The sequence below is a fragment of the Blastococcus sp. HT6-30 genome, assembly GCF_039729015.1.
Lineage (GTDB): Bacteria > Actinomycetota > Actinomycetes > Mycobacteriales > Geodermatophilaceae > Blastococcus.
Genome location: NZ_CP155792.1, coordinates 3,418,247 through 3,439,030 on the forward strand (window position 1 = coordinate 3,418,247; position 20,784 = coordinate 3,439,030).

The 20,784-nt window shown below is 74.2% G+C and carries 24 protein-coding genes and 1 tRNA gene; 17 read left to right on the top strand and 8 right to left on the bottom strand.

The window, feature by feature from the left end; genetic code table 11:
- Positions 1 to 111 precede the first annotated feature (111 nt).
- The gene (locus ABC795_RS16520) at positions 112 to 1,449 is read left to right on the top strand and encodes an MFS transporter (RefSeq protein ID WP_347058276.1); all 1,338 of its coding nucleotides are present in this window, start codon (positions 112 to 114) and stop codon (positions 1,447 to 1,449) included.
- Positions 1,450 to 1,451: 2 nt separating this feature from the next.
- Here ABC795_RS16520 and dcd read toward each other — a convergent pair whose 3' ends face one another.
- Positions 1,452 to 2,036: a dCTP deaminase gene (gene dcd, locus ABC795_RS16525; protein ID WP_347058278.1), complete on the bottom strand. Its 585-nt coding sequence runs from the start codon at positions 2,034 to 2,036 to the stop codon at positions 1,452 to 1,454.
- 309 nt (positions 2,037 to 2,345) lie between these two features.
- On the opposite strand from dcd, the gene ABC795_RS16530 reads away from it, so the two are divergent.
- Positions 2,346 to 2,419: transfer RNA gene (locus ABC795_RS16530), tRNA-Gly, on the top strand.
- Between the two features lie 190 nt (positions 2,420 to 2,609).
- Positions 2,610 to 4,217 carry a GAF domain-containing protein gene (locus ABC795_RS16535; protein WP_347058280.1) on the top strand — a complete coding sequence of 536 codons (1,608 nt, stop codon included), beginning with the start codon at positions 2,610 to 2,612 and terminating at the stop codon, positions 4,215 to 4,217.
- A 25-nt stretch (positions 4,218 to 4,242) separates the two neighbouring features.
- Here ABC795_RS16535 and ABC795_RS16540 read toward each other — a convergent pair whose 3' ends face one another.
- The 3 genes from ABC795_RS16540 to ABC795_RS16550 all read right to left on the bottom strand — a co-directional run bounded on the left by ABC795_RS16540 (position 4,243) and on the right by ABC795_RS16550 (position 6,768).
- Positions 4,243 to 4,887: a response regulator transcription factor gene (locus ABC795_RS16540; protein WP_347058281.1), complete on the bottom strand. Its 645-nt coding sequence runs from the start codon at positions 4,885 to 4,887 to the stop codon at positions 4,243 to 4,245.
- 71 nt (positions 4,888 to 4,958) lie between these two features.
- The gene (locus tag ABC795_RS16545; protein WP_347058283.1) at positions 4,959 to 5,987 is read right to left on the bottom strand and encodes a 3-oxoacyl-[acyl-carrier-protein] synthase III C-terminal domain-containing protein; all 1,029 of its coding nucleotides are present in this window, start codon (positions 5,985 to 5,987) and stop codon (positions 4,959 to 4,961) included.
- A gap of 73 nt (positions 5,988 to 6,060) precedes the next feature.
- Entirely contained in the window at positions 6,061 to 6,768 is a 708-nt protein-coding gene (locus tag ABC795_RS16550) for a methyltransferase domain-containing protein (protein ID WP_347058285.1), read from the bottom strand.
- 240 nt (positions 6,769 to 7,008) lie between these two features.
- Here ABC795_RS16550 and ABC795_RS16555 point away from each other — a divergent pair, with 240 nt between their 5' ends.
- The 14 genes from ABC795_RS16555 (at position 7,009) to ABC795_RS16620 (ending at position 16,494) form a co-directional block, all read left to right on the top strand.
- Positions 7,009 to 7,944 (top strand): ribokinase, encoded by a 936-nt coding sequence (locus ABC795_RS16555; protein WP_347058287.1) that lies wholly within the window; start codon positions 7,009 to 7,011, stop codon positions 7,942 to 7,944.
- 65 nt (positions 7,945 to 8,009) lie between these two features.
- Entirely contained in the window at positions 8,010 to 8,165 is a 156-nt protein-coding gene (locus ABC795_RS16560; RefSeq protein ID WP_347058289.1) for a hypothetical protein, read from the top strand.
- A gap of 191 nt (positions 8,166 to 8,356) precedes the next feature.
- A complete protein-coding gene (locus ABC795_RS16565; RefSeq protein WP_347058291.1) occupies positions 8,357 to 9,181 on the top strand; it encodes an ABC transporter ATP-binding protein in 825 nt (274 codons plus the stop codon).
- Positions 9,178 to 10,062 carry a metal ABC transporter permease gene (locus ABC795_RS16570; RefSeq protein WP_347058293.1) on the top strand — a complete coding sequence of 295 codons (885 nt, stop codon included), beginning with the start codon at positions 9,178 to 9,180 and terminating at the stop codon, positions 10,060 to 10,062. Before ABC795_RS16565 ends, ABC795_RS16570 begins: the two co-directional genes overlap by 4 nt.
- A gap of 83 nt (positions 10,063 to 10,145) precedes the next feature.
- Positions 10,146 to 10,280, top strand: a complete 135-nt coding sequence (locus ABC795_RS16575) for a hypothetical protein (RefSeq protein WP_347058294.1) — start codon at positions 10,146 to 10,148, stop codon at positions 10,278 to 10,280.
- Between the two features lie 152 nt (positions 10,281 to 10,432).
- Positions 10,433 to 11,059 (top strand): TetR/AcrR family transcriptional regulator, encoded by a 627-nt coding sequence (locus ABC795_RS16580; RefSeq protein ID WP_347058296.1) that lies wholly within the window; start codon positions 10,433 to 10,435, stop codon positions 11,057 to 11,059.
- A 15-nt stretch (positions 11,060 to 11,074) separates the two neighbouring features.
- A complete protein-coding gene (locus ABC795_RS16585; RefSeq protein WP_347058298.1) occupies positions 11,075 to 11,500 on the top strand; it encodes a hypothetical protein in 426 nt (141 codons plus the stop codon).
- 106 nt (positions 11,501 to 11,606) lie between these two features.
- Positions 11,607 to 11,771 carry a hypothetical protein gene (locus ABC795_RS16590; protein ID WP_347058299.1) on the top strand — a complete coding sequence of 55 codons (165 nt, stop codon included), beginning with the start codon at positions 11,607 to 11,609 and terminating at the stop codon, positions 11,769 to 11,771.
- Positions 11,768 to 12,142: a LapA family protein gene (locus ABC795_RS16595; RefSeq protein ID WP_347058300.1), complete on the top strand. Its 375-nt coding sequence runs from the start codon at positions 11,768 to 11,770 to the stop codon at positions 12,140 to 12,142. The genes ABC795_RS16590 and ABC795_RS16595 overlap by 4 nt, the downstream gene beginning before the upstream one ends.
- A 170-nt stretch (positions 12,143 to 12,312) precedes the next feature.
- Positions 12,313 to 14,157, top strand: a complete 1,845-nt coding sequence (locus ABC795_RS16600) for an acyl-CoA dehydrogenase (protein WP_347058303.1) — start codon at positions 12,313 to 12,315, stop codon at positions 14,155 to 14,157.
- Positions 14,158 to 14,273: 116 nt separating this feature from the next.
- Positions 14,274 to 14,525 carry a hypothetical protein gene (locus ABC795_RS16605; protein ID WP_347058305.1) on the top strand — a complete coding sequence of 84 codons (252 nt, stop codon included), beginning with the start codon at positions 14,274 to 14,276 and terminating at the stop codon, positions 14,523 to 14,525.
- Complete coding sequence (locus tag ABC795_RS16610; protein WP_347058306.1) at positions 14,522 to 14,689, top strand: hypothetical protein; 168 nt, start codon at positions 14,522 to 14,524, stop codon at positions 14,687 to 14,689. Before ABC795_RS16605 ends, ABC795_RS16610 begins: the two co-directional genes overlap by 4 nt.
- A 60-nt stretch (positions 14,690 to 14,749) precedes the next feature.
- Positions 14,750 to 15,664 carry a 3-methyladenine DNA glycosylase gene (locus ABC795_RS16615; RefSeq protein ID WP_347058307.1) on the top strand — a complete coding sequence of 305 codons (915 nt, stop codon included), beginning with the start codon at positions 14,750 to 14,752 and terminating at the stop codon, positions 15,662 to 15,664.
- Positions 15,661 to 16,494, top strand: a complete 834-nt coding sequence (locus ABC795_RS16620) for a tyrosine-protein phosphatase (protein WP_347058309.1) — start codon at positions 15,661 to 15,663, stop codon at positions 16,492 to 16,494. The genes ABC795_RS16615 and ABC795_RS16620 overlap by 4 nt, the downstream gene beginning before the upstream one ends.
- A 64-nt stretch (positions 16,495 to 16,558) precedes the next feature.
- On the opposite strand, the gene ABC795_RS16625 is transcribed toward ABC795_RS16620, so the two are convergent.
- The 4 genes from ABC795_RS16625 to ABC795_RS16640 all read right to left on the bottom strand — a co-directional run bounded on the left by ABC795_RS16625 (position 16,559) and on the right by ABC795_RS16640 (position 20,784).
- Positions 16,559 to 18,052, bottom strand: coding sequence for a sensor domain-containing diguanylate cyclase (locus tag ABC795_RS16625; RefSeq protein WP_347058311.1), 1,494 nt, complete (start codon positions 18,050 to 18,052; stop codon positions 16,559 to 16,561).
- A 220-nt stretch (positions 18,053 to 18,272) separates the two neighbouring features.
- On the bottom strand, positions 18,273 to 18,422 hold the full coding sequence (locus ABC795_RS16630) for a hypothetical protein (protein ID WP_347058312.1): 150 nt from the start codon (positions 18,420 to 18,422) through the stop codon (positions 18,273 to 18,275).
- Positions 18,423 to 18,664: 242 nt separating this feature from the next.
- Entirely contained in the window at positions 18,665 to 19,126 is a 462-nt protein-coding gene (locus tag ABC795_RS16635; protein ID WP_347058314.1) for an SRPBCC family protein, read from the bottom strand.
- 149 nt (positions 19,127 to 19,275) lie between these two features.
- On the bottom strand, positions 19,276 to 20,784 hold the full coding sequence (locus ABC795_RS16640; RefSeq protein ID WP_347058316.1) for a dihydrolipoamide acetyltransferase family protein: 1,509 nt from the start codon (positions 20,782 to 20,784) through the stop codon (positions 19,276 to 19,278).

Here is a 20,784-nt window from a genome sequence, read left to right on the forward strand (position 1 = left end):
CGTCGTCGCTGGGGACTCCCGGCTCCGCCGGCCGCGGCTGGCCGGCCAGGTGGTTGTCCCCCGCACCGACCCGAGGTCGAGCTGCAGCCGGTCATGGGAGACGCTCTGCGGGTGACGCGCAATGCCCCCGCCCGCAACACCACCGGCACCGACCGCCGCCGGGGTCTCGGGTTGATGGCCGTCGCCATCGTGCTCACCGCGCTGAACCTCCGCACGGCGGTCACCAGCGTCGGCCCGGTGCTGCAGGAGATCGAGCGGGGGCTGGGCATCTCCAGCAGCCTGGCCGGGGTCATCACCACGATGCCGGTGATCTGCTTCGCGCTCATCGGGTTCGCCGGTCCGGCGCTTTCGGCGCGCTACCGCGACTCCCACGTGCTCGCAGGCGCCCTGGTCGCGATGACCGCCGGCCTCGCGCTCCGCAGCGCGGCCGACGCCTTCCCGGCGTTTCTCGCCGGCACGGCGGCGGCCATGGCCGGCGGGGCGCTCGGCAACGTGATGCTCCCGGGCCTGGTGAGACGTCACTTCCCCGGGCGGACCGGCCCCCTCGTCGGCGCGTACAGCACGGCGATGGGCCTGGGCGCGACCCTGGCCGCCGTCGCCTCGCAGCCCATCGCCGACGCCGCGGGCACCGAGGGCGAGGGCTGGCGCTGGGCACTGGTCGTCTGGGCGCTCCCGGCGCTCGTTGCGGCGGGGGTGTGGCTCGCCGTCCCGGCCGCTCCCGACGTCTCCCGCCGGAGCCACACCGCCGTTCGGATGCGGGCCCTGGTGCACAGCCCGACGGCCCTGGCGATCACCGCCTTCTTCGGCGTCCAGGCGCTGCAGGCGTACGTCGTCATCGGCTGGTCGGCCCAGTACCTGCGCGACTCCGGGCTCAGCGCGGCGAACGCGGGGCTCCTCCTGGGCCTGAACTCCGTCGTCGGCCTGCCGCTGAGCGCCGTCATCCCGTTGCTCACCGTCCGGCCGCGCCTGCAGCGCCCGCTGCTGGTGGTCTTCGTCGCCAGCTACGTGGCCGGGTGGGTGGGCCTCTGGACGGCGCCGACCACCGCACCGTGGCTCTGGATGGTGCTCATCGCCGTCGGCATGGGCACCTTCTCGATGGTACTAACCCTCATCGGTCTGCGCGCCCGGACGCCCGAGACGGTCTCCGCGCTCTCCACCGTCAGCCAGAGCTGGGGGTACGTGATCGCCGGGACCGGCCCGCTGCTCGTGGGTGTGCTGCGCGGGGTGACCGGCGGCTACGACGGCATGTTCGTCATCGTGCTCGCCGGCGTCGCGGTGCTCTCCGTCGCCGGGTGGATCGCCACGCGCCAGGTGTTCGTCGACGACGAGGTGGAGCGGTCGGTGCCCGGCTGGTCACCGGCGGGGCGCCGCTCCGACGTGCTGGAGAGCGCCGGGGTCGAGGTCCCGGCCGCCGCCCGCGTCACGGACACCCGGCCGCCGCGCGACTAGCTCTAGGGCCGCCGCGTCTCGGCGCGGGTGAAGTTCCGGAACGACCGCGACGGCGTGGGGCCGCGCTGGTCCTGGTACCGCGAGCCGTAGACCGCGGAGCCGTACGGGTGCTCGGCGGCGCTGGTCAGCCGGAACAGGCACAGCTGGCCGATCTTCATGCCCGGCCACAGCGTGATCGGCAGGTTCGCCACGTTGGACAGCTCCAGCGTGATGTGCCCGGAGAACCCGGGGTCGACGAAGCCCGCCGTCGAGTGGGTCAGCAGCCCGAGCCGGCCCAGCGAGGACTTGCCCTCCAGCCGGGCGGCGAGGTCGTCGGGGATGCGCACGACCTCGAGCGTCGAGCCGAGCACGAACTCCCCCGGGTGGAGCACGAACGGCTCGTCACCGTCGGGCTCGACCAGGGTGGTGAGGTCGTCCTGCTGCTCGGCCGGGTCGATGTGGGTGTACCGGGCGTTGTTGAACACCCGGAAGTAGCGGTCCAGCCGGACGTCGATGCTCGACGGCTGCACCAGCCCCGGGTCGTAGGGCTCGATGCCGAGGCGTCCCCCGGCGATCGCGGCCGTGATGTCGCGGTCGCTCAGCAGCATGGCGCGGAGTCTAGGGACTGCTGCTCCGCTCCCTGCGGGTGAATGCACCCAGCCCGCCACGATCGAGGCCGCCCGCGCCGGCGAGGCCGGCAACGGTTTCGGCGTCGGCGAGATGACGGGCTGGTCGACGGCATCGCGGCGGCCGCGGACGGCGCAGCCTCGCCGGCCACCGCCTCCGACGACGTCACGGGGCCCTCGCGGATGGCGAGGAGCCGCGGACGGAGCCGACCAGCTCCCGCGCGGCGATGCGCCGCTGACCGGAGGTGCCTGTCGCGTCCGGGAGGCGACCAGGTACTCTCGTCGCCGTTCGCGGGTGTAGTTCAATGGTAGAACATCAGCTTCCCAAGCTGACAGTGCGAGTTCGATTCTCGTCACCCGCTCCACGACGCGTGCAGACGCCGCCGGCGAGGCCCCGGTCGATCCGACCGGGGCCTCGTCGCGTAACGCCCGGTGCCGGGCCTTTGGTCCCTGTGGAACGGCCCCGTTTCGTACCACGATGGGCGCAGCGCTTCCCAGGGAGCGTCGAGGCTCCTACGGTCGGGCCGTGTCCCCGCCCGACCGCCGGTGCCGGCGGTGACCGACGACGCCGCGGCGCTCACCGCTGCGGTGCTCGCGGCCGCGTCGAGCGGGCAGCTCGAGGCGACCCTCCACGAGATCGTCGCGGCGGCCGTCCGCCACGTGGACGCAACCTACGGGGCGCTCGGCGTGCTGACGCCCGACGGTTCCGGCCTGGATCGGTTCGTCACGGTGGGCATGGACCCCGAGGACCACGAACGGATCGGCCGCCCCCCGGCCGGTGACGGCATCCTCGGGCTGCTGGTCGCGGAGCCGGTTCCCTTGCGGCTGGCCGATCTGGGCCGGCACCCGGCCGGGCATCCGCCCATGCGGTCGTTCCTGGGTGTGCCGGTCCGGGTCCGCGACTCGGTGTTCGGCAACCTGTACATCACCGAGAAGCGCACCGGCACGGCATTCACCGAGGCCGACCTCGAGGTGGCCCAGGGGCTGGCCGCGGTCGCGGGGCTGGCCATCGAGAACGCCCGGCTGCTGGAGCACGCCGAGCAGCGCCGCGCGTGGTCCCAGGCGGGCACCGAGATCGCCACGGCGCTGCTCTCGGGGCGGCCGGCCGACGAGGTGCTGCGGGCCGCCGCCGCCCGCGTCGCCGAGCTGTCGGGCGCTGACGCCGTCGGGCTGCTGGCTCCGGTCCCCGGCGACGAGGACACCTTCGTGGTGACAGCGGCCGTCGGCCCGAGCGCCGCCGACACCGAGGGGCTGCTGGTCCCGCTGGGCGACACCCGGCTCGGGGCGTCGCACCGGTCGGGGACGCCGCTGCTGGTCGACAGCGCCGCCTTCCCGCCCGCCGAACCGGCGAACGCGAAGGTCATCGGCCAGCTCACCGAGCGATACGGCCCGGCGCTGTTCCTCCCCCTCGGCGGGCCCTCTCCGACCAGCACGCTGGTCGCACTGCGGATCAGAGGCCGGCCACCGTTCGACCCGGCGGTGCTGGACCCGGCGGCGGCCTTCGCCACCCAGGCCACCGTGGCGATGGAGCTGGTGCGCAGCCAGGAGCGGGAGCAGCGGCTGCAGGTGCAGGCCGACCGGGAGCGGATCGCCCGGGACCTGCACGATCACGTGGTCCAGCGGATCTTCGCCACCGCGCTGGCGCTGGACCGCATCGGCCGGTCCCTGGAGGAGTCGGCGCCCGAGGCCGCCGACCGCATCGCCCAGCGCGTCGACGAGCTCGACGGCACGATCGCCCGCATCCGCGCATCGATCTTCGAGCTGCAGGTGACGCAGGACTCCTCGGCGGCGGCGATCCGGCAACGGCTGGCCGAGGTCGTGCGGTCGGTCGCCGACGGGCACGGTCTGCGCCCGGACCTGCGCTTGCGCAGCGAGGTCGAGGACCTACCCGCGGACCTGGCCGGCGACGTGACGGCGGTCGTCCGGGAGCTGGTCACCAACGTCGTGCGGCACGCCGGCGCCACCCGAGTGACGGTGGAGGTCACGCTCACCGACGCGGTCTGCGTCATCGTCACCGATGACGGCTGCGGGTTGCCCGCCGTGACCGTGCGCAGCGGGCTCACGAACCTGGCCGACCGCGCCGAGCGCCGGGGCGGCCGGATGACGGTGACCGCGGGACCCTCCGGCACCGCGATCCAGTGGTCCGTGCCGCTGCCGGCCTGACGCCTCCTCCCGGGACGCCGGCGGGTCAGCGCCCCGGGAGGCGGCTGTCGCGCAGCTCGGTGGCGAGGATCGCCGCCTGCGTGCGACGCTCGAGGCCCAGCTTGGCCAGCAGGTGGCTGGTGTAATTCTTGACGGTCTTCTCGGCCAGCCCCATGCGCTCGCCGATCTGCCGGTTGGTGAGCCCCTCCCCGATGAGCCGGAGCACGATGCGCTCCTGGTCGGTGAGGGCGGCCAGCCGGTCCCCGCCGGGTCGGGCCGCGGGCGGCGGGCCGTCGGCCAGGAGCCTGCCGCCCGCGGCCACGGTGCGCACCGCCGACACCAGCGCGGGGCCGCGCACCTGCTTGAGCAGGAACCCGGCCGCTCCGGCCCGCACGGCCTCGTCGCGAGCACTCCGGTCGGCGTAGCTGGTGAGCACCAGGCACCGCAGGCCGGGGACGCGGGCCCGCAGCTCCCGGCAGAGCGAGGCACCGTCGCCGTCGGGCAGCCGCATGTCGAGGACGGCGACGTCGGGACGCACTGCCGGAACCCGGGCCAGCGCCTCGGCGACCGTGCCGGCCTCCCCGACGACGGTGAGGCCCTGGTCGTCCTCCAGCACCTCGGCCACGCCCCGGCGGACCACCTCGTGGTCGTCGACCAGGAACACCCGCACACGCGACGAGGACGGCTCCACGGCTGCCCTCCTCCACCGCACCCGCGCGGTACCGCGCAGCGTAGGGCCGGGGGCGCCGGTCGGCCAGGTGGTCAGGCGGGGAGCAGCAGCGCCGCGTACAGCGTCAGGCCCGGGCCGAACGCCATCGCCACGATCGGCCCGTCGACGTCGGCGAGCTCCTGCAGCACGAGCAGGACGGTGGCCGAGGAGCAGTTGCCGTGCTCGGCGAGCACCCGGCGGGAGGCGCCGACCTGCTCCTCGCGCAGCCCCAGCTCGTCCCGGACCACGTCGATGATCCGCGGGCCGCCGGGGTGCACGGCCCAGCCGGCGACGTCCTCGACCCGGAGCCCGGCTCCGGCCAGCAGCTCGTCGACCACGTCGCCGACGTGCCGGGACAGCACGTCGGGGACCCGCGGGGACAGCCCCATGCGGAAGCCGAGGTCGGTGACGTCCCAGGTCATGTGGTCGGCGGTGGAGGCATCGGTGCGCGCGACGATGCCGGCCAGCCGGTGCCCGCGCGCGGCGCCGGGCTCGACGACGACGGCCGCGGCGGCGTCGGAGAAGAGCGCGTGCGCGACCACCTGCTCGAGGTCGGCCTGGGCCGGCTGCACGTGCAGGCTGGTCAGCTCGCAGCACAGCAGCACCGCCGGCCGCGACCGGGCGGTGACGAAGTCGCCGACGGCCGCCAGCCCCGGGATCGCCGCGTAGCAGCCCATGTGGCCGACGAGCAGCCGCTGCAGCCCCGCCGGCATGCCGAGGTCGCTGGCCAGCCGGATGTCGAGCCCAGGCGTGGCGTAACCGGTGCAGGTGGCGACGGCGAAGAGCCCCACGTCGCCGGGTGCCAGGCCGGCGGCGTCCAGCGCGCCGGCGACCGCCTGCTTGCCCAGCGGCAGCGCCTCCTGGATGTACCGGGCCATCCGCGGTCCGGTGCCCCAGCCGCTGAGGTCCTCGTCCATCGGGTTGGCCACCGCGTGGCGCCGGCGGACGCCCGCGCCGAGGAAGATCCGGCGGGCGGCGCGCACGCCCTCGTAGTGCCGGGCGAAGAATCCCTCCCAGGCCGCCTCCTGGTCGAGGGTGGTGGGCAGCGCCGAGCCGGCGCCGGTGAGGACCGCCGCGCTCACCGGCGCGGCTCCTCGGCGGACCTGCTGGGGATCATGCGCCCGACGGTACGTGCGCCGCCCGGCGGTCGCCCGCTCACCGCTTGCGCCCGTACCCGGCGAAGATGACCGCCGTGGACCGGATCGGCTTCATCCGCACACCGCCGCGGCGGCCCAACCGCCAGGCGACCGCGTCGCGGAGCGAGGGCCGCAGGCCGACCAGGCGGAGGTCCAGGCCGAGCCGGTCGGCGGCGGCGAGCAGCCGCTCGCGGTCCACGAAGAGCGCGGGGTCGTGGATCCCGGGCGGCGGGCCGCCGGGCAGCCGCTCGGCGACGGTCACGGTGAGGAAGCGGCCGATCCGCGTGGCGGCGAGCGTGTCGATCACCAGCACGCCACCGGGCCGCAGCAGGCGGGCGCACTCGGCCAGCACCGCGACGTCGTCCTCGACGTGCTCCAGGATCTCACCGGCGACGACGACGTCGGCGCAGCCGTCGGCCAGGGGAACCGCCAGCACCGAGCCACGTACCGGGAGCACGCCGTGGCTGCGCGCCGTCCGCAAGCCCTCGAACCCGAGATCGACGCCGACGTGCCGGTAGCCCAGGCGGGCCACGTGGGGGCCCATGAGCCCGCCGCCGCAGGCGAGGTCGACCAGGAGGGCGCCCGGCGGAGCCGCGGGCGGGACGTGCTCGGCCCGCGAGGCCGCCAGCCAGTGGAGCGCGGCGAACCCGCCCGAGGGGTCCCACCACTGGTCGGCGAGCTCCTCGTACTGGGCGGGGTCGTTGCGCGGTAGGACGCTGTCTCGCACTGCGGGCCCAGCCCTTCTTCAACGGGTCGTCTCCCCAGTTCACCAGGGAGTAGCCAGCCACTTCTCCAGCTCGCCGGCGGTCATGGTCACCGCCTCGCCGAACTCGCGCCGGACATCGTGGGGATCCTCGGTCGTCATCGGCCCTCGGCTCGGTCGTCGTCCCCCCGTACCGCGGCACCGCCCGGGGGAAACGGCGGGTCTGGTACTGCTGGTGGCCCGCCCACCACCCCGGAGGTCCGCGTGTCCGTCACCGTCGTCGGCAGCCTGAACGAGGACGTGCTGGTGGCCGTCGACCGGCTGCCCGGCCGCGGGGAGACGGTCGTGGGCCGGTCCGCGGCTCTGGTCCCCGGAGGGAAGGGCGCCAACCAGGCCGCCGCCGCCGGGCTGCTGGGTGGCCGGGGGGACCACACCGTGCACATGGTCGGGCGGGTGGGCGACGACCCATCCGGAGACCGGCAGCTGGCCGCGCTGACCGGGTCGCGGGTGAACGTCAGCCGGGTGCTGCGCACCATCGGCACACCGACCGGGACCGCGACGATCCCGGTGGAGGAGGCCAGCGGCGAGAACCTGATCGTGGTCGTCCCCGGGGCCAACGCCGAGCTGACCCCGGCCGACGTCGACACCCCCTCGGTGCGCTCGGCGCGGGTGCTGCTCCTCCAGCTGGAGGTGCCGCTGCCGTCGGTCGAGGCGGCGGCACGGGCGGCGACCGGCACGGTGGTGCTCACCCCCGCGCCGCCCCGCCCGCTCCCGGCCGCGCTGCTGGAGCGGGTGGACGTCCTGGTGCCCAACGAGCACGAGTTGGTGCAGCTGGCCGGCGAGAAGCCCGGCGAGCGCTCCCCCGCCGAGCTCGTGGGCCTGGCGCGCCGGGTGACGGCGGGCGCGGTGGTGGTCACCCTGGGCGCCCGCGGTGCCCTCGTCGTGCCCGGCGACGGCCCGGCCCTGCTGCAGGCGCCGCCGCCGGTGACCGTCGTCGACACCACCGGCGCCGGCGACTGCTTCTCGGGGGCGCTGGGACAGGCGCTGGCGGCCGGGTTCGGGCTGCCGGACGCCGTGCGGTACGCCGTCGCCGCCGCGGCGCTGTCCACGACCGGCGCCGGAGCGCGCGGGGCGCTGCCCGATGACGACGCCGTGCGGCGGCTGCTCCCGCGCGTCCCCGCCGCCACCCCGGTCGGCTGACCAGCGGTTCACCCGCGGGAGGACCGGGCACAGCCTCCTCGACCCGAACCTCGAGGAGGAGCCCGATGAGTGAACCCCAGCGCACGCCGCGCAGCGCAGACCGCGCCGAGGGCGACCCGGCCGGCGAGGAGGCCGGCAGCGGCCGCACGCCCCACCCGGAGGAGCCGGCCGAGGGTCGCACCGACGCGGCGGAGGGTGGCGCGGACACGCCCGACGTCTGACCTCGGCACCGGTCCGGCGCGCGGGCGGCCACCCGGCCACCGGGCCGGCGCGCGGCTCGGCCATACTGCGAGTGACAATCATTGTCAGTCGTAGGAGTGCTCGTGCCGGTCCGTCGCCCGCTCGCCGGCGTTCTCGCGGCCGCCCCCTGCGACGCGGAATCCCGCCGTGCGGGGACGGGTTCCTTCGTCGCGTGGTGGTTCCCCCGGCGCAGCGACGCCCCGACGGCCCCGTGAGCCGCCCCGCAGCCCTGGTCCTCGACGACGTCAGCGTCACCCGCGGAGGGCGCACCGTCTGGTCCGACGGCACCTTCACCGTGGCGGCCGGGGCGGTCGTCGGCGTCATCGGCCCCAACGGGGCCGGCAAGACCACCCTCTTCCAGGTGGCACTGGGCCTGCTGCCGGCGTCCGGCGGCCGGGTGGAGGTCCTCGGCGCCCCGCCACGGCGCGGGAACCGCCGCATCGGCTACGTCCCGCAGAACTACACCTCGGCCCTCGGCGACGCCATCCGCTGCCGCGACCTGGTCACGCTCGGCCTGACCGGCAACCGCTTCGGGCTGCGCCGCACCTCGGCCGCCGAGCGGGCACGGGTGGACTCCGCGCTGGAACGGGTGGGCGCGGCCGGTTTCGCCGATCGACGCATGTCGGAGATCTCCGGGGGCCAGCAGCAGCGGGTCGCGATCGCCCAGGCCATCGTCGACGACGCAGAGTTGCTGCTCCTCGACGAGCCACTGGCGAACCTCGACCTGCGCAACCAGCAGGAGGTCGTGCAGCTGCTCGGCCAGCTCCACCGGGAGCGGGACGTGACGGTGATGGTCGTCGCGCACGATCTCAACCCGCTGCTGCCGGTGCTCACCGAAGCCATCTACCTGCTCGACGGCCACCCGCACCACGACCCGATCACCGACGTCGTGCAGGAGGAGCTGCTCACGCACCTCTACGGCACCCCGGTCGGGGTCGTGCGCACCGCGCAGGGCGACCTGTTCACCCGCGCCGCCTGGCGGGACCCCCAGCGATGAGCGGCGCCCTGGCCGCCGTGGAGTTCCAGTCGAACTGGCTGCAGATCCTGCAGGCGCCGTTCATGCAGAACGCGATGATCGGCGGCTCGCTGGTCGCCGTCGCCGCCGGGCTGCTGGGCTACTTCGTCATCACCCGGCAGAACGCGTTCGCCGCGCACGCGCTGGCGCACATCGGGTTCCCGGGCGCGACCGGGGCCATCCTCGTCGGGGCACCCGTCACCCTCGGCCTGGCCCTCTTCTGCCTCGGTGGCGGGCTGCTGATCGGCCTGCTGGGACGGCGGGTCGCCGACCGGGAGATGGCCACCGGCACGGTCCTGGCGCTCGCGACGGCGCTGGGCGTGCTGTTCGCCTCGCTGGCCAGCGCCAACGCCAGCACCACGACGTCGGTGCTGTTCGGCAACCTGCTGGCCATCACCCGCGACCAGCTCGCCGCCTACGCGGCCTTCACCGCGCTGGTCGTGCTGGTGCTCGCGGTCATCGCCCGCCCCCTGGTGTTCGCCTCGGTGGACCCGGCCGTCGCCGAGGCGCGGGGCGTCCCCGTCCGGGCGCTCGGCGTGGCCTTCGTGGTCCTGCTGGCGCTGACCATCACGATGGCCGTGCAGGTGGTGGGCACCCTGCTGCTCTTCGCGCTGGTGGTGACGCCGGCCGCGACGGCGCTGCGCCTGACGGCCCGGCCGGCACGCGTGGCCACGCTTGCCGTCGCCCTGGCGCTCGGCTCGGTCTGGGGCGGGCTGGTGCTGGCGGCGATGGTGAACCTGCCGCCGAGCTTCTTCATCGTGGGGCTCGCCGCGCTGGCCTGGGTGGTCGTCCTGCTGGTCACCGGCCCCCGTGCCGCCCGGCGGGCGAACCGGCCGCTGGTAGGCACCCACCACGCGCACTGAGGCCGCCGACGGTGACACAGCTCTCAGCTGCGATCGGCTACGCCCCTGTTTTCCACCACGACCGGTCGGGCAGGCTTCCCCACATGGAGAAGCACGAGCAGAACCCGCGCAACACCCACGAATCGCCCGCCACGTCGCGTGACGAGTCGACCGTCGAGAGCACGGCCCGAGCAGTGGCCCGGCTGCTGGCCAATCCCCGCCGCACCCGCCGGGACTGACCCTCGGAGGAGGCGTCGGTGACGCTGCGTCGTCACACCGACACCAGCATCCTCCCCTACCCCGCCCAGCCCGGGCGCCTCTCGTCACCCAGAGCGATCACGGTCGGCGTGCCGCGAACTGCTCCGTCACGTGCTGGTGCACCATCGCTGGCGTGACCGCCGCCCTGCCCCTCGCCGCCGACGACGACATCTCGGCACCGGTCCGCCGCAGCCGCGCCGAGCGGCAGGCGATCGTCCTGGACACCGCCGAGCGCCTCTTCGCCGGGCGCAGCTCACGCAGCGTCGGCATGGACGAGCTCGTGCGGGAGACCGGCCTCGGCAAGATGACGGTCTACCGGCTGTTCAAGAGCAAGGACGACCTCGTCGGCGCCTACCTGACGCGGAAGGCGGCCACCGTGCTGGGCTTCATCGACGCCGAGCTGGACCGGCTGGAGGGCGACCCGCGCGCCGCGCTGCTGTCCGTCGTCGACGCGGTGGAGCGCGACGTCATCCGGACGGGGTTCCGCGGCTGCCCGTTCACCAACGTCAGCAGCGAGTACGACGACCCGCAGCACCCCGCCCGCAGCGCGGCCGCCGACTACAAGTTCGAGCTGCACGCCCGCCTCGAGCGGCTGGCCGACGAGATCGTGCCCGGCGACGGCGACGACCTCGCCGCCCAGATCCACCTGATCATCGACGGCATGTACCTCTCCGGCGGCCTGCTGGGCCCCGACGGCCCCGCCGCGCACGGCCGCCGGCTGGCCGAGCGGCTGATCGAGATCGCGGTCACCCGGGGCTGACCGCAGGATGGGCGGGTGAGCAACGACCGAACCCGGCTCGACCTCGACGACACGACGGTGGAGGCGCTCGGCAAGCTGTCCGAGGCCCTGGAGACCGTCGACCAGGCGCGCGGCTTCCTGTACGCGTTCCACCAGCTGACCGGCAAGGCCGACCGGCTCCTCCAGGAGTCCGTCGAGCTGTTCGGCCGCGCAGGGGCCGACCGGCTGGCCCAGGACATCGACCGCGACCTGGTCGGCCGCAACGTCATCGCCGACCGGTGGACCTTTCAGATCGTCGAGGACTTCGACGAGAACTACTGGGGCACCTTCCGCGCCTACGACGCCCGCGCGCGCGACGAGCTCTCCGGCGGCGACCGGCACGTCTACGAGGCCCGGATGAAGCAACGCGAGCGCAGCTCCGGCCACCCCGCCCACGAGGCCGGACCCGCCCTCGAGGACTGAACGCGCACCCCCTCGGCCCGCCGCCCGCAGGTCGGGGCTGGCCCATGCAGGCACCGCGGCGAGCCGTTTCCGGGCCCACGGGTCCGGGCAGATCCTGAGGATGACCATGCCCGATGAGAACAATGCCGGATCGGAACGGAAGGCCCAGCCTCTCGGCGCCCAGAAGGCACCGGGCGAGGACCGCGACTCCCTGGGGGCCACCGAGGGCCCGGCCGACGGCATCGCCGGCCCGGCCTACCCGCCCGCCGACACCGAACCGGACGCGCAGTGACCGCCCCCGACCCGCACCGGCCCGGTACGGCCGGAGACCCGCTGAGCGTGGGCCTGGGCAACCGCTCGACCGGTTCCGCCGACGGCGGATCGGACGCGCCGGCCCCGGCGCCGCCGCCGCAGCAGGCCCCGCAGAAGGAGCGGCACACCGGCCGGACCATCGGCCGGTCGCTGGCGCTCGCTCTGCTGATCTTCTTCACCGTCGTCCTGGTGCTGTTCATCGTCTTCAACGGCCAGACGGTGCGGATCAGCCTGGTGTTCGGCGACGTGCAGGGCCCGCTGGTGGTGGCGCTGCTGATCGCCGCGGCGCTCGGCGGGCTGCTGGCCTGGCTGGCCGGCATCGTGCTCCGGGCGCGGCGCCGCCGCCGCTGAGGCGGCGGAGGAACGACCGGGACGCACGACCGGTACGGACGTGCGTCCCGGCACACCCCGAGTGGGCGTGTCGGCTCAATACCTTGCTCCGTCCTACCGACCGGTAATAACGTTTGTTACCGGCCGGTAGGGATCGCCGTCCATCGGCATGAGCACGGGAGCCAGCGCACATGAGCCACTACACCGCGAACCTGCGGGACCTCGAGTTCAACCTCTTCGAGTTCCTCGACACGAAGGACCGGTTCGGCACGGGGCCGTTCGAGCAGATGGACGCCGAGACCGCCCGCGGGATCCTGGCCGAGGTCCGCCGACTGGCCGAAGGGCCCGTCGCGGCCTCCTTCACCGACGCCGACCGCAACCCGCCGGTGTTCGACCCGGCGACGCACTCGGTCACGCTCCCCGAGTCGTTCAAGAAGTCGGTCAAGGCCATCGAGGACGGCGAGTGGTACCGCCTCGACCTGCCCGAGCACCTCGGCGGGTTCGGCGCCCCGCACACCCTGACCTGGGCCGCCTTCGAGATGATCCTCGGCGCCAACCCGGCCGCGTTCATGTACGGCTCCGGAACCGCGTTCGCCGCGATCCTTCACGAGCTCGGCACACCGGACCAGAAGCGCATGGCCGAGCTGATGCTCGAGAACGGCTGGGGCGCCACCATGGTGCTCACCGAGCCCGACGCCGGTTCCGACGTGGGCGCCGCCACCACCAAGGCCGTGCAGCAGCCCGACGGCTCCTGGCACATCAGCGGCGTGAAGCGGTTCATCACCTCCGCCGAGCACGACCTCAGCGACAACATCATCCACCTGGTACTGGCCCGTCCGGAGGGAGCGAGGGCCGGCACCAAGGGGCTGTCACTGTTCGTCGTCCCCAAGTTCCACGTCGACCTCGCGACCGGCGAGCTCGGCGAGCGCAACGGCGCGTACGTGACCAATGTCGAGAAGAAGATGGGGCTGAAGGTCTCCACGACCTGCGAGCTGACCTTCGGGGACGGCCCCGTGCCGGCGAAGGGCTGGCTGGTGGGCGAGGTGCACGACGGCATCGCCCAGATGTTCCAGGTCATCGAGCACGCCCGCATGTTCGTCGGCGCCAAGGCGATCGCCACCCTCTCGGCCGGCTACCAGGTGGCCCTGGGCTACGCGAAGACCCGTGTCCAGGGCGCCGACCTCACGGCGACGTCGAAGGACGCCCCGCGAGTGACCATCACCCACCACCCGGACGTCCGTCGCTCGCTGATGCTGCAGAAGTCCTACGCCGAGGGCATGCGCGCGCTGTACCTGTACGCGGCCGGCTTCCGCGACCAGATCACCCAGGCCGAGGCCGAGGGCAGCGCGGACAGCGCCGAGGCCACGCTGGCCGCCAAGGTCAACGACCTGCTGCTGCCGATCGTGAAGGGCTTCGGCTCGGAGCGCGCCACCCAGCTGCTCACCCAGGAGTCGCTGCAGACCTTGGGCGGCTCGGGCTTCTTGCAGGACTACCCGATAGAGCAGTACATCCGCGACTCCAAGATCGACACCCTGTACGAGGGCACCACGGCGATCCAGGGCCAGGACTTCTTCTTCCGCAAGATCGTCAAGGACGGCGGCGTCGCGCTGACCTGGCTGGCCTCGCAGATCCAGGCGACCATCGACGCCGAGGCCGGCAACGGCCGCCTCAAGGAGGAGCGGCAGCTGCTAGCGGCGGCGCTGGACGACGTCCAGGGCATGCTGACGGCGATGTTCGGCCACCTCGCAGCCGCCCAGGAGGACATGGCGAACCTGTACAAGGTCGGCCAGAACACCTCCCGCCTGCTGCTCTCGGTCGGCGACCTGGTGACGGCCTGGCTGCTGATCCGCCAGTCCGAGGTCGCGTTGGCCGCGCTGGCCGGCGAGATCAGCGCACGGGACCGGCTCTTCTACGAGGGCAAGCTCGCCGCCACCCGCTTCTTCGCCACCCAGGTGCTGCCGCGGCTGGCCTCCGAGCGGGCCATCGTCGAGGCCACCGACAACGCGCTCATGGAGATCGACGAGGGCTGCTTCTGAGTGCTGCGCCGACGGTCGAGGCCGCCGCCCCGGTCCCGGGGAGGCGGCCTCCACCGTTTCGTAGCGGCGATGTCGGGCATGGGGTCGGGAACAGCCCCGACCGACAGGAGGCCGGCATGACCGACCCGCAGGGCAGCGACCGCATCCAGCAGGACATCCCCACCTCGTCCGGCACCGGCGCCAACAGCGACCTGGGCTCGTCGTTCGACGACGTCCCCCTGACGGCCGACGAGGCGATCGAGCGCGACGCCACCCAGGGCGACGACCTCCCCGCGAACGCCGATGGCGACATCGCCCGCGCCACGCGGGCCGGCGCCTCCGGCGAGGTCCCGGCCCCCACCAACCGATCCGGAGACGACGGCCGATGAGCGAGTCCCAGCCGACCGGTTACCGCGAGTCCCCCGACACCACGGACGGGCCGGTCGCCGAGGCGCAGGAGGGCGACGCGCCCGAGAGCGACGCGACGCTCACCACCGACGACGACGCGCAACGGGACGACGGCGTCGCTCGCCCGGGGAACGCCTCCGACTGAGGCCGTCCCCGCTGCGGCCTCCGGGGCGCCGCAGCGGAAGCCGCCCCTACGCTGGACGCCGTGCCGCACCCGCCTCGGACCGTCCTCACCCAGGACGAGTGGCTGCCGCGGGCGCGGGCGCACGCGGAGCGGATGGCGGTCTGGACCGGTCCGCACGCGGATCGGCGGCGCGCCGGCGTCGCGCACCCGGTGCTGGACTTCCTGTTCACCTACTACTCCGAGACGCCTGGCCGGCTGGCCCGCTGGCACCCCGGCACGGGTGTGGCCCTGGCCGGCCCGGCCGCCCGCGAGCGCCTCGACTGGCCCTTCCACGCCGAGCACGCCGACGGCGCCGTCGGCCTCGACGCCGAGGCCTTCCGGTCCGCCCGGGGGGAGCTTGTGGCCCGGGTCGTGCACCTGCTCCGGTCGACCGCCGGACGACCGGCGCAGTTCGGCTGCTTCGGCATGCACGAGTGGGCGATGGTCTACCGCCCGGACGACGGCGAGGTGCGGCACGGCGCGGTGCCCCTGCGCCTGGGCGTCGAGGGCACCGCCGAGGTCGTGGACGGCCACCGCGTGCAGTGCAGTCACTTCGACGCCTACCGCTTCTTCAGCCGTCGCGGCCGGCCGCTGAACACGCTCCGGCCGACGCGCGCCGACCAGCCGGAGCTGGAGCAGCCGGGCTGCCTGCACGCCACGATGGACCTCTACAAGTGGGCCTACAAGCTCTCCCCCGCCGTGCCCGGCGAGCTGCTGGCCGACTGCTTCGCCCTGGCCGTAGACGTGCGCGTGCTGGACATGCGCGCCTCGCCCTACGACCTGCGCGACCACGGGTACGAGTCGGTGCCCGTCGAGACGCCCGAGGGGAAGGCGCAGTACGTGGCCGCCCAGCGGACCTTCGCCGACCGGGGCGCGGCGCTGCGACGCCGGCTGGTCGCGGTGTGCGAGCGGCTGCTCGGTGACCTCCCGGCCGAGGCCGTACCGTCCCAGAGGTGACCTCTCCGCACACCGGCCGCTGGATCCGGCTCGACGGCACGACCAACATGCGTGATCTCGGCGGGCTGCCGACCACCGACGGCGGGCGCACGGCGACCGGGCGGATCCTGCGCAGCGACAACCTGCAGACCCTCAGCGACGCCGACGTCCGGCGGCTGGTGCACGAGATCGGCCTGCGGCAGGTCATCGACCTGCGCACGACGGCGGAGATCCTCCTGGAGGGCCGTGGGCCGCTGCGCTCGGTCCCGGAGGTGACCCACCGGCACTTCACCCTGCTGCCCGAGCGCGGCCACCACACCGACGTGTTCGCGGTCGAGGAGGCCGACGAGCGGCCCGACCTGCCGGCCGGGTGGCTGGAGTCGCTGCTGCCCCGGCAGGTGGCCGCCCACGACGAGGGCGAGCCGCCGGCGGTGCGGTCCTACCTGGGCTACCTCGGCCAGCGGTCGGAGAACGTCGTCGGTGCGCTGCGGGCACTGAGCCGGGCCGAGGACGGCGCCTCGGTGGTGCACTGCGCGGCTGGGAAGGACCGCACCGGTGTGGTGTGCGCGTTCGCGCTGTCCGTCGCGGGCGTTCCGCACGAGGAGGTCGTGGCCGACTACGCGCTGACGGCGGAGATCATCGACGCGCTGGTGGCGAAGCTGGCCGCCTCCCCGACGTACGCCGAGGACATGGTCAGCCGTGACGTAGCGAGCCACACCCCGCGCGCGGAGACGATGCAGCGGGTGCTGGCCCTGCTCGACGAGCGGTACGGCGGCCCCGCCGGCTGGCTCGACGCCCACGGCTTCGGTGCCGAGGAGCAGGCGGCGTTGCGGGCCCGGCTGCGGGACTGACGGCTCGGCGCGCGGCGCGGGTCGCGGGTCGCGCGGAACCGACCGGTTCGGTGAGACGGCCAGGTCAGCCACGTGCCGGGGTCGGCCGGTCCGCGTGCTTGTGCCGGTACATCGCCGCGTCCGCCGTGCGCAGCAGCTGCTCGGCGGTGCCGCCGTCGCCCGGGTACACGGCCACCCCGACGCTGGTGCCGACGAGGACGTCGGTGCCCTCCAGCCGGAACGGCTCGCGGAAGCACTCTACGACCCGGCCAGCCAGGCCGTGGGCATCCGACGGCTCCGCGAGACCGGGCATGACGACGGCGAACTCGTCACCGCTGAGCCGGCCCACGACGTCGCCGGGCCGGACGGCGGCGCGCAGCCGGGCGGACACCTGGCGCAGCAGCTCGTCGCCGGCCGCATGGCCCAGGGTGTCGTTCACCTGCTTGAACCGATCGAGGTCGCAGAACAGCACGGCGGCGTGGGACCGCCGGTCCTCCGCCGCGATCGCCTCGGCGAGCCGGTCGAGGAACAGCACGCGGTTGGGGAGACCGGTCAGCGCGTCGTGGGTGGCCTGGTGCCGGACGGTCTGGAGCAGCCGGGCCTTCTGCAGGGCGGTGGATGCCTGGTCCGCCACGCCGCGCAGCCGGACCTGCACGTCCCCGGCGAGCGAGGCGGGCGCCTCCCCGGTCTGCCAGCCCACCGTCGCCACACCGAGGAACGTCGTCCCGGCGAGCAGCGGTACAGCGACGACGTCGGCGCTGCCGATGCCCCGGAGGACCGCTCTCAGCCGGGGGCTGCTCGTCGCGTCGTCGAGGATGAGGGGTGTCCGGTCGGTCAGCATCCCCACCAGCTCCGGGGTGTCCTCCGGGCGCAGTACGGTCCCCGCCAGCAGCGCCGCCTGTTCGTCGGACATGCCGGCGGTCGAGGACGCCCGGAGCACCCCCGCGCCCGGGTCCCACAGAAGAAGGCTGGCACGGCTGCAGCCGACGACGCGCCCGAGCGCCGCGGCGACCAGTTCGCTCACCTCGGCCGGATCGGCCGCAGCCGCCAGCTCGTGCGACAGCGCCAGCAGCGCGCCGGCCCGGTCGGCCTCTCTACGGGCGTCCTCGAGCGCGATGATCAGGTCGAGGGCGGCCGCCGCGTGGCCGGCATAGACGGCCAGCATGGCTGCCTCGTCGCCCATCGCCGGATCGCCGGGGCGGTAGAGGGCAGCCAGCCTGCCGTGGGATCGCCGCGCCGACGCGATGTCGACCACGACCGCACCCGGGCCCATGTCGTCCCCGTCGAGGAGTGCGGCGGCCAACTCGGGCAGCCGCTCGGCCGGCAGGCCGGACCCGTGCACCAGGGGCGCGCCGCCGCCCGGCGCGTGGACAGCCACGAGGTAGGCCGGCGCCAGGACCGCCTCCGCGGCCCGGGAGACGATCCGCAGCGCCGTGTCGACGTCCTCGCTGGCGACCAGCTCCGTGGCCGCCGACTGCAAGATCTGCAGCTGGCCGCGCAGGGCCAGCAGCTCCGGGTCGACCGCCACGGCCGCCCGGCGGCGCCACGGCAGGCGCAACCGTCGTCGCCAGGCCTTCATGTCCACGTCCTCTGATGGACGCACGGCCCCGGCGGCCGGAGCGCATCCCCTCGATCGAAGGAGGCCAGCTCGCCTCTCGCGCACCCGGTGTACGCGCACGGCTACAGGATGCCAGCAGAGAGGCGTCCTTGGAAGCGGCTGCCCGCAAACGCATGCGACCCCGGTCTCAGCGGAGACCGGGGTCGAGATGTTCGCGGGCCGCGCGGGGTGCGACCGTCGCTCAGCGGCCGAGGAAGGCGCTGTTGTTGGCCATCGTCAGGAGCTCGTCCCGCATGGCCGGGCTGCTGCTGCGCGCCAGCGCCTTGGCGAGTGCCCGCCGGGTACGCGCCAGCTGCCGACGCTGCCGCCAGCTGGTCGTCACGCTGCTCATCGTTACTGCCTCTTTCGTCGGAGTGAAACACCTGCAGCCGTAGCAGCGCAGGCGCGCACCAATCTAATCCGACGAAACATCGGCATACTGGGGTTTCCACCGAAGGTTCCCCGCCCCTTCGGGTGAGAGTCGTCACGCGGACGCCCCTCCGACCTGACGGGCTCCCGAAAACGCCGACGGCGCCCGTCCCCGGGCGGGGACGGGCGCCGTCGTGGCCCTGCGGCAGCGGGGACCCTGCTCCCTCAGCTGGGGCGCTCGACGTCCCCACGCCACGCACCGGTCTCGGTGCCGCGGCTCTCGATGAACTCCTTGAACTTCTTCGCGTCGGCCTTCACCTGGCGGTCGTCGAAGCCGAGCGCTGCGCCGGCCTTCTCCACCAGCCCGGTGGGCTCCCAGTCGATCTGGATCATCACGCGGGTCTTGGCGTCGTCGAGGCGGTGGAAGGTCACCACGCCGGCGTGCTTGGCCTCACCGGTCGTGCTGGTCCAGGCCACCCGCTCCTCGGGGTGCTGCTCGGTGATCTCGGCATCGAACTCCCGCTTGACGCCGTCGACGTTGGTCACCCAGTGGGTGTGCGTCTCATCGATCTGCGTGATGCTCTCGACACCGCCCATGAACTGCGGGAACGTCTCGAACTGCGTCCACTGGTCGTAGGCGACACGGATCGGGACGTCGACGTCGATGGACTCCTGCACGCTGGCCACGTTCTCAGCTCCTTGATGTCGCGTGTTCGATCGCGCACCAGCTACCCGACCGACGTGCGTGCGACACCTCGAACTAGCAGGTCAGCGGAGCGCCGTCGCGGCCCCCGCGGGGGGCCTGCGACCGGGGTCGACAGACCTCCTCGCGGGGGTCAGAACGCCAGGGCGCTCCCGGGATCGTGCAGCAGTGCGCCGACGTCGGCGAGGAACCGGCTGCCCAGCTCGCCGTCGACGATGCGGTGGTCGAAGGAGAGCGCCAGCTGGGTGACCTGGCGCGGGCGGACCTTCCCCTTGTGCACCCACGGCATCTGGCGGACGGCGCCGAAGGCCAGGATGGCCGCCTCACCCGGGTTCAGGATCGGCGTGCCGGTGTCGACGCCGAAGACGCCGACGTTGGTGATGGTGAGCGTGCCCCCGCTCATCGCGGCCGGTGCGGTGCGGCCGGCGCGGGCGGTCTCCGTCAGCTCACCGAGAGCCGCGGCGAGCTCGGGCAGGGTGAGCCGGCCGGCGTCGGGGATGTTGGGCACGATCAGCCCCCGCGGGGTGGCCGCGGCGATGCCGAGGTTCACCTGCCCGTGGACGACGATCTCCTGCGCCGCCTCGTCCCAGGAGCTGTTGACCATCGGATGGCGCCGGGCGGCCAGCAGCACCGCCTTGGCGACGAAGAGCAGCGGGCTGACCTTGACGCCGGCGAACTCCGGGCGCCCGGCCAGCCGGCTGCGCAGCTTCATCATCCGCGTGACGTCGACGGTCAGGAACTCGGTGACGTGCGGCGCGGTGAAGGCGCTGGCCACCATGGCCGCGGCGGTCGCCTTGCGCACCCCCTTGACCGGGATGCGCTGCTCCCCGCCGGTCCCGGCCGAGGTGGCCTTCTCCACCGCAGGGGCGGTCCGGGCGGCGACGGCGGCGTCGACGTCGGCCCGGGTGATGCAGCCGTCGGTGCCGGAGCCGGTCAGCGTCGTCAGGTCGACCCCGAGGTCTTTGGCGTACTTGCGCACCGGGGGCTTGGCCAGCGGGCGCGGGCCACGGCGGCCGGGCGCGACGCCCCGGGCGGGAGCGGCGTCGTCGCGGAGCGCGGCGGCCTCGGCCTGCCGGCCGACCTCCAGGCCGCCGTGGCGGACCGGCTTGCTGCGCATGTCGGGCGCGGTGGCCAGCAACGGCGGGCCGTCGTCGGAGGGCTGCGGCGGGCGGTCGGCGCCCCCGGAGCCGTGCTCGGCGCCCGGGCGCTGGGTCGCGCGGGCCGCGGCGACACTGCCGGAGCGCCGTGGCCGGCGCCGGGCCTCGGTCGTCCGCGGGCCGTAGCCGACCAGCACCGCCGTGCGACCACCGGGCGCGGTGCCCCCGATCAGGCCGGCGGCGGGCTCGGCATCGTCCGCCGGGGCCGGCTCGTCCGCGGGCGCCCCGCCTCCGACGTCGATCGTGATGATCGGCGTGCCGACGTCGACCATGGTCCCGGCTTCGTGCAGCAGTTCGACGACGGTCCCGGCGAACGGCGAGGGCAGCTCGACGGCCGCCTTGGCCGTCTCGACCTCGCACAGCGGCTGGTTGATCGCGACCTGGTCGCCGACGGCGACGAGCCACTGGAGGATCTCCCCCTCGGTGAGGCCCTCACCGACGTCGGGGAGACGGAACTGCCGCAGCACTGGCGTCGAGTTCGCCAT

Coding starts and splice junctions, on each gene's coding strand:
- ABC795_RS16625 (WP_347058311.1), bottom strand. CDS start 18,052: ATGAAGGCCTGGCGACGACGGTTGCGCCTGCCGTGGCGCCGCCGGGCG.
- ABC795_RS16605 (WP_347058305.1), top strand. CDS start 14,274: ATGACCGACCCGCAGGGCAGCGACCGCATCCAGCAGGACATCCCCACC.
- ABC795_RS16640 (WP_347058316.1), bottom strand. CDS start 20,784: ATGGCGAACTCGACGCCAGTGCTGCGGCAGTTCCGTCTCCCCGACGTC.
- ABC795_RS16575 (WP_347058294.1), top strand. CDS start 10,146: ATGGAGAAGCACGAGCAGAACCCGCGCAACACCCACGAATCGCCCGCC.
- ABC795_RS16590 (WP_347058299.1), top strand. CDS start 11,607: ATGCCCGATGAGAACAATGCCGGATCGGAACGGAAGGCCCAGCCTCTC.
- ABC795_RS16600 (WP_347058303.1), top strand. CDS start 12,313: ATGAGCCACTACACCGCGAACCTGCGGGACCTCGAGTTCAACCTCTTC.
- dcd (WP_347058278.1), bottom strand. CDS start 2,036: ATGCTGCTGAGCGACCGCGACATCACGGCCGCGATCGCCGGGGGACGC.
- ABC795_RS16560 (WP_347058289.1), top strand. CDS start 8,010: ATGAGTGAACCCCAGCGCACGCCGCGCAGCGCAGACCGCGCCGAGGGC.
- ABC795_RS16610 (WP_347058306.1), top strand. CDS start 14,522: ATGAGCGAGTCCCAGCCGACCGGTTACCGCGAGTCCCCCGACACCACG.
- ABC795_RS16570 (WP_347058293.1), top strand. CDS start 9,178: ATGAGCGGCGCCCTGGCCGCCGTGGAGTTCCAGTCGAACTGGCTGCAG.
- ABC795_RS16630 (WP_347058312.1), bottom strand. CDS start 18,422: ATGAGCAGCGTGACGACCAGCTGGCGGCAGCGTCGGCAGCTGGCGCGT.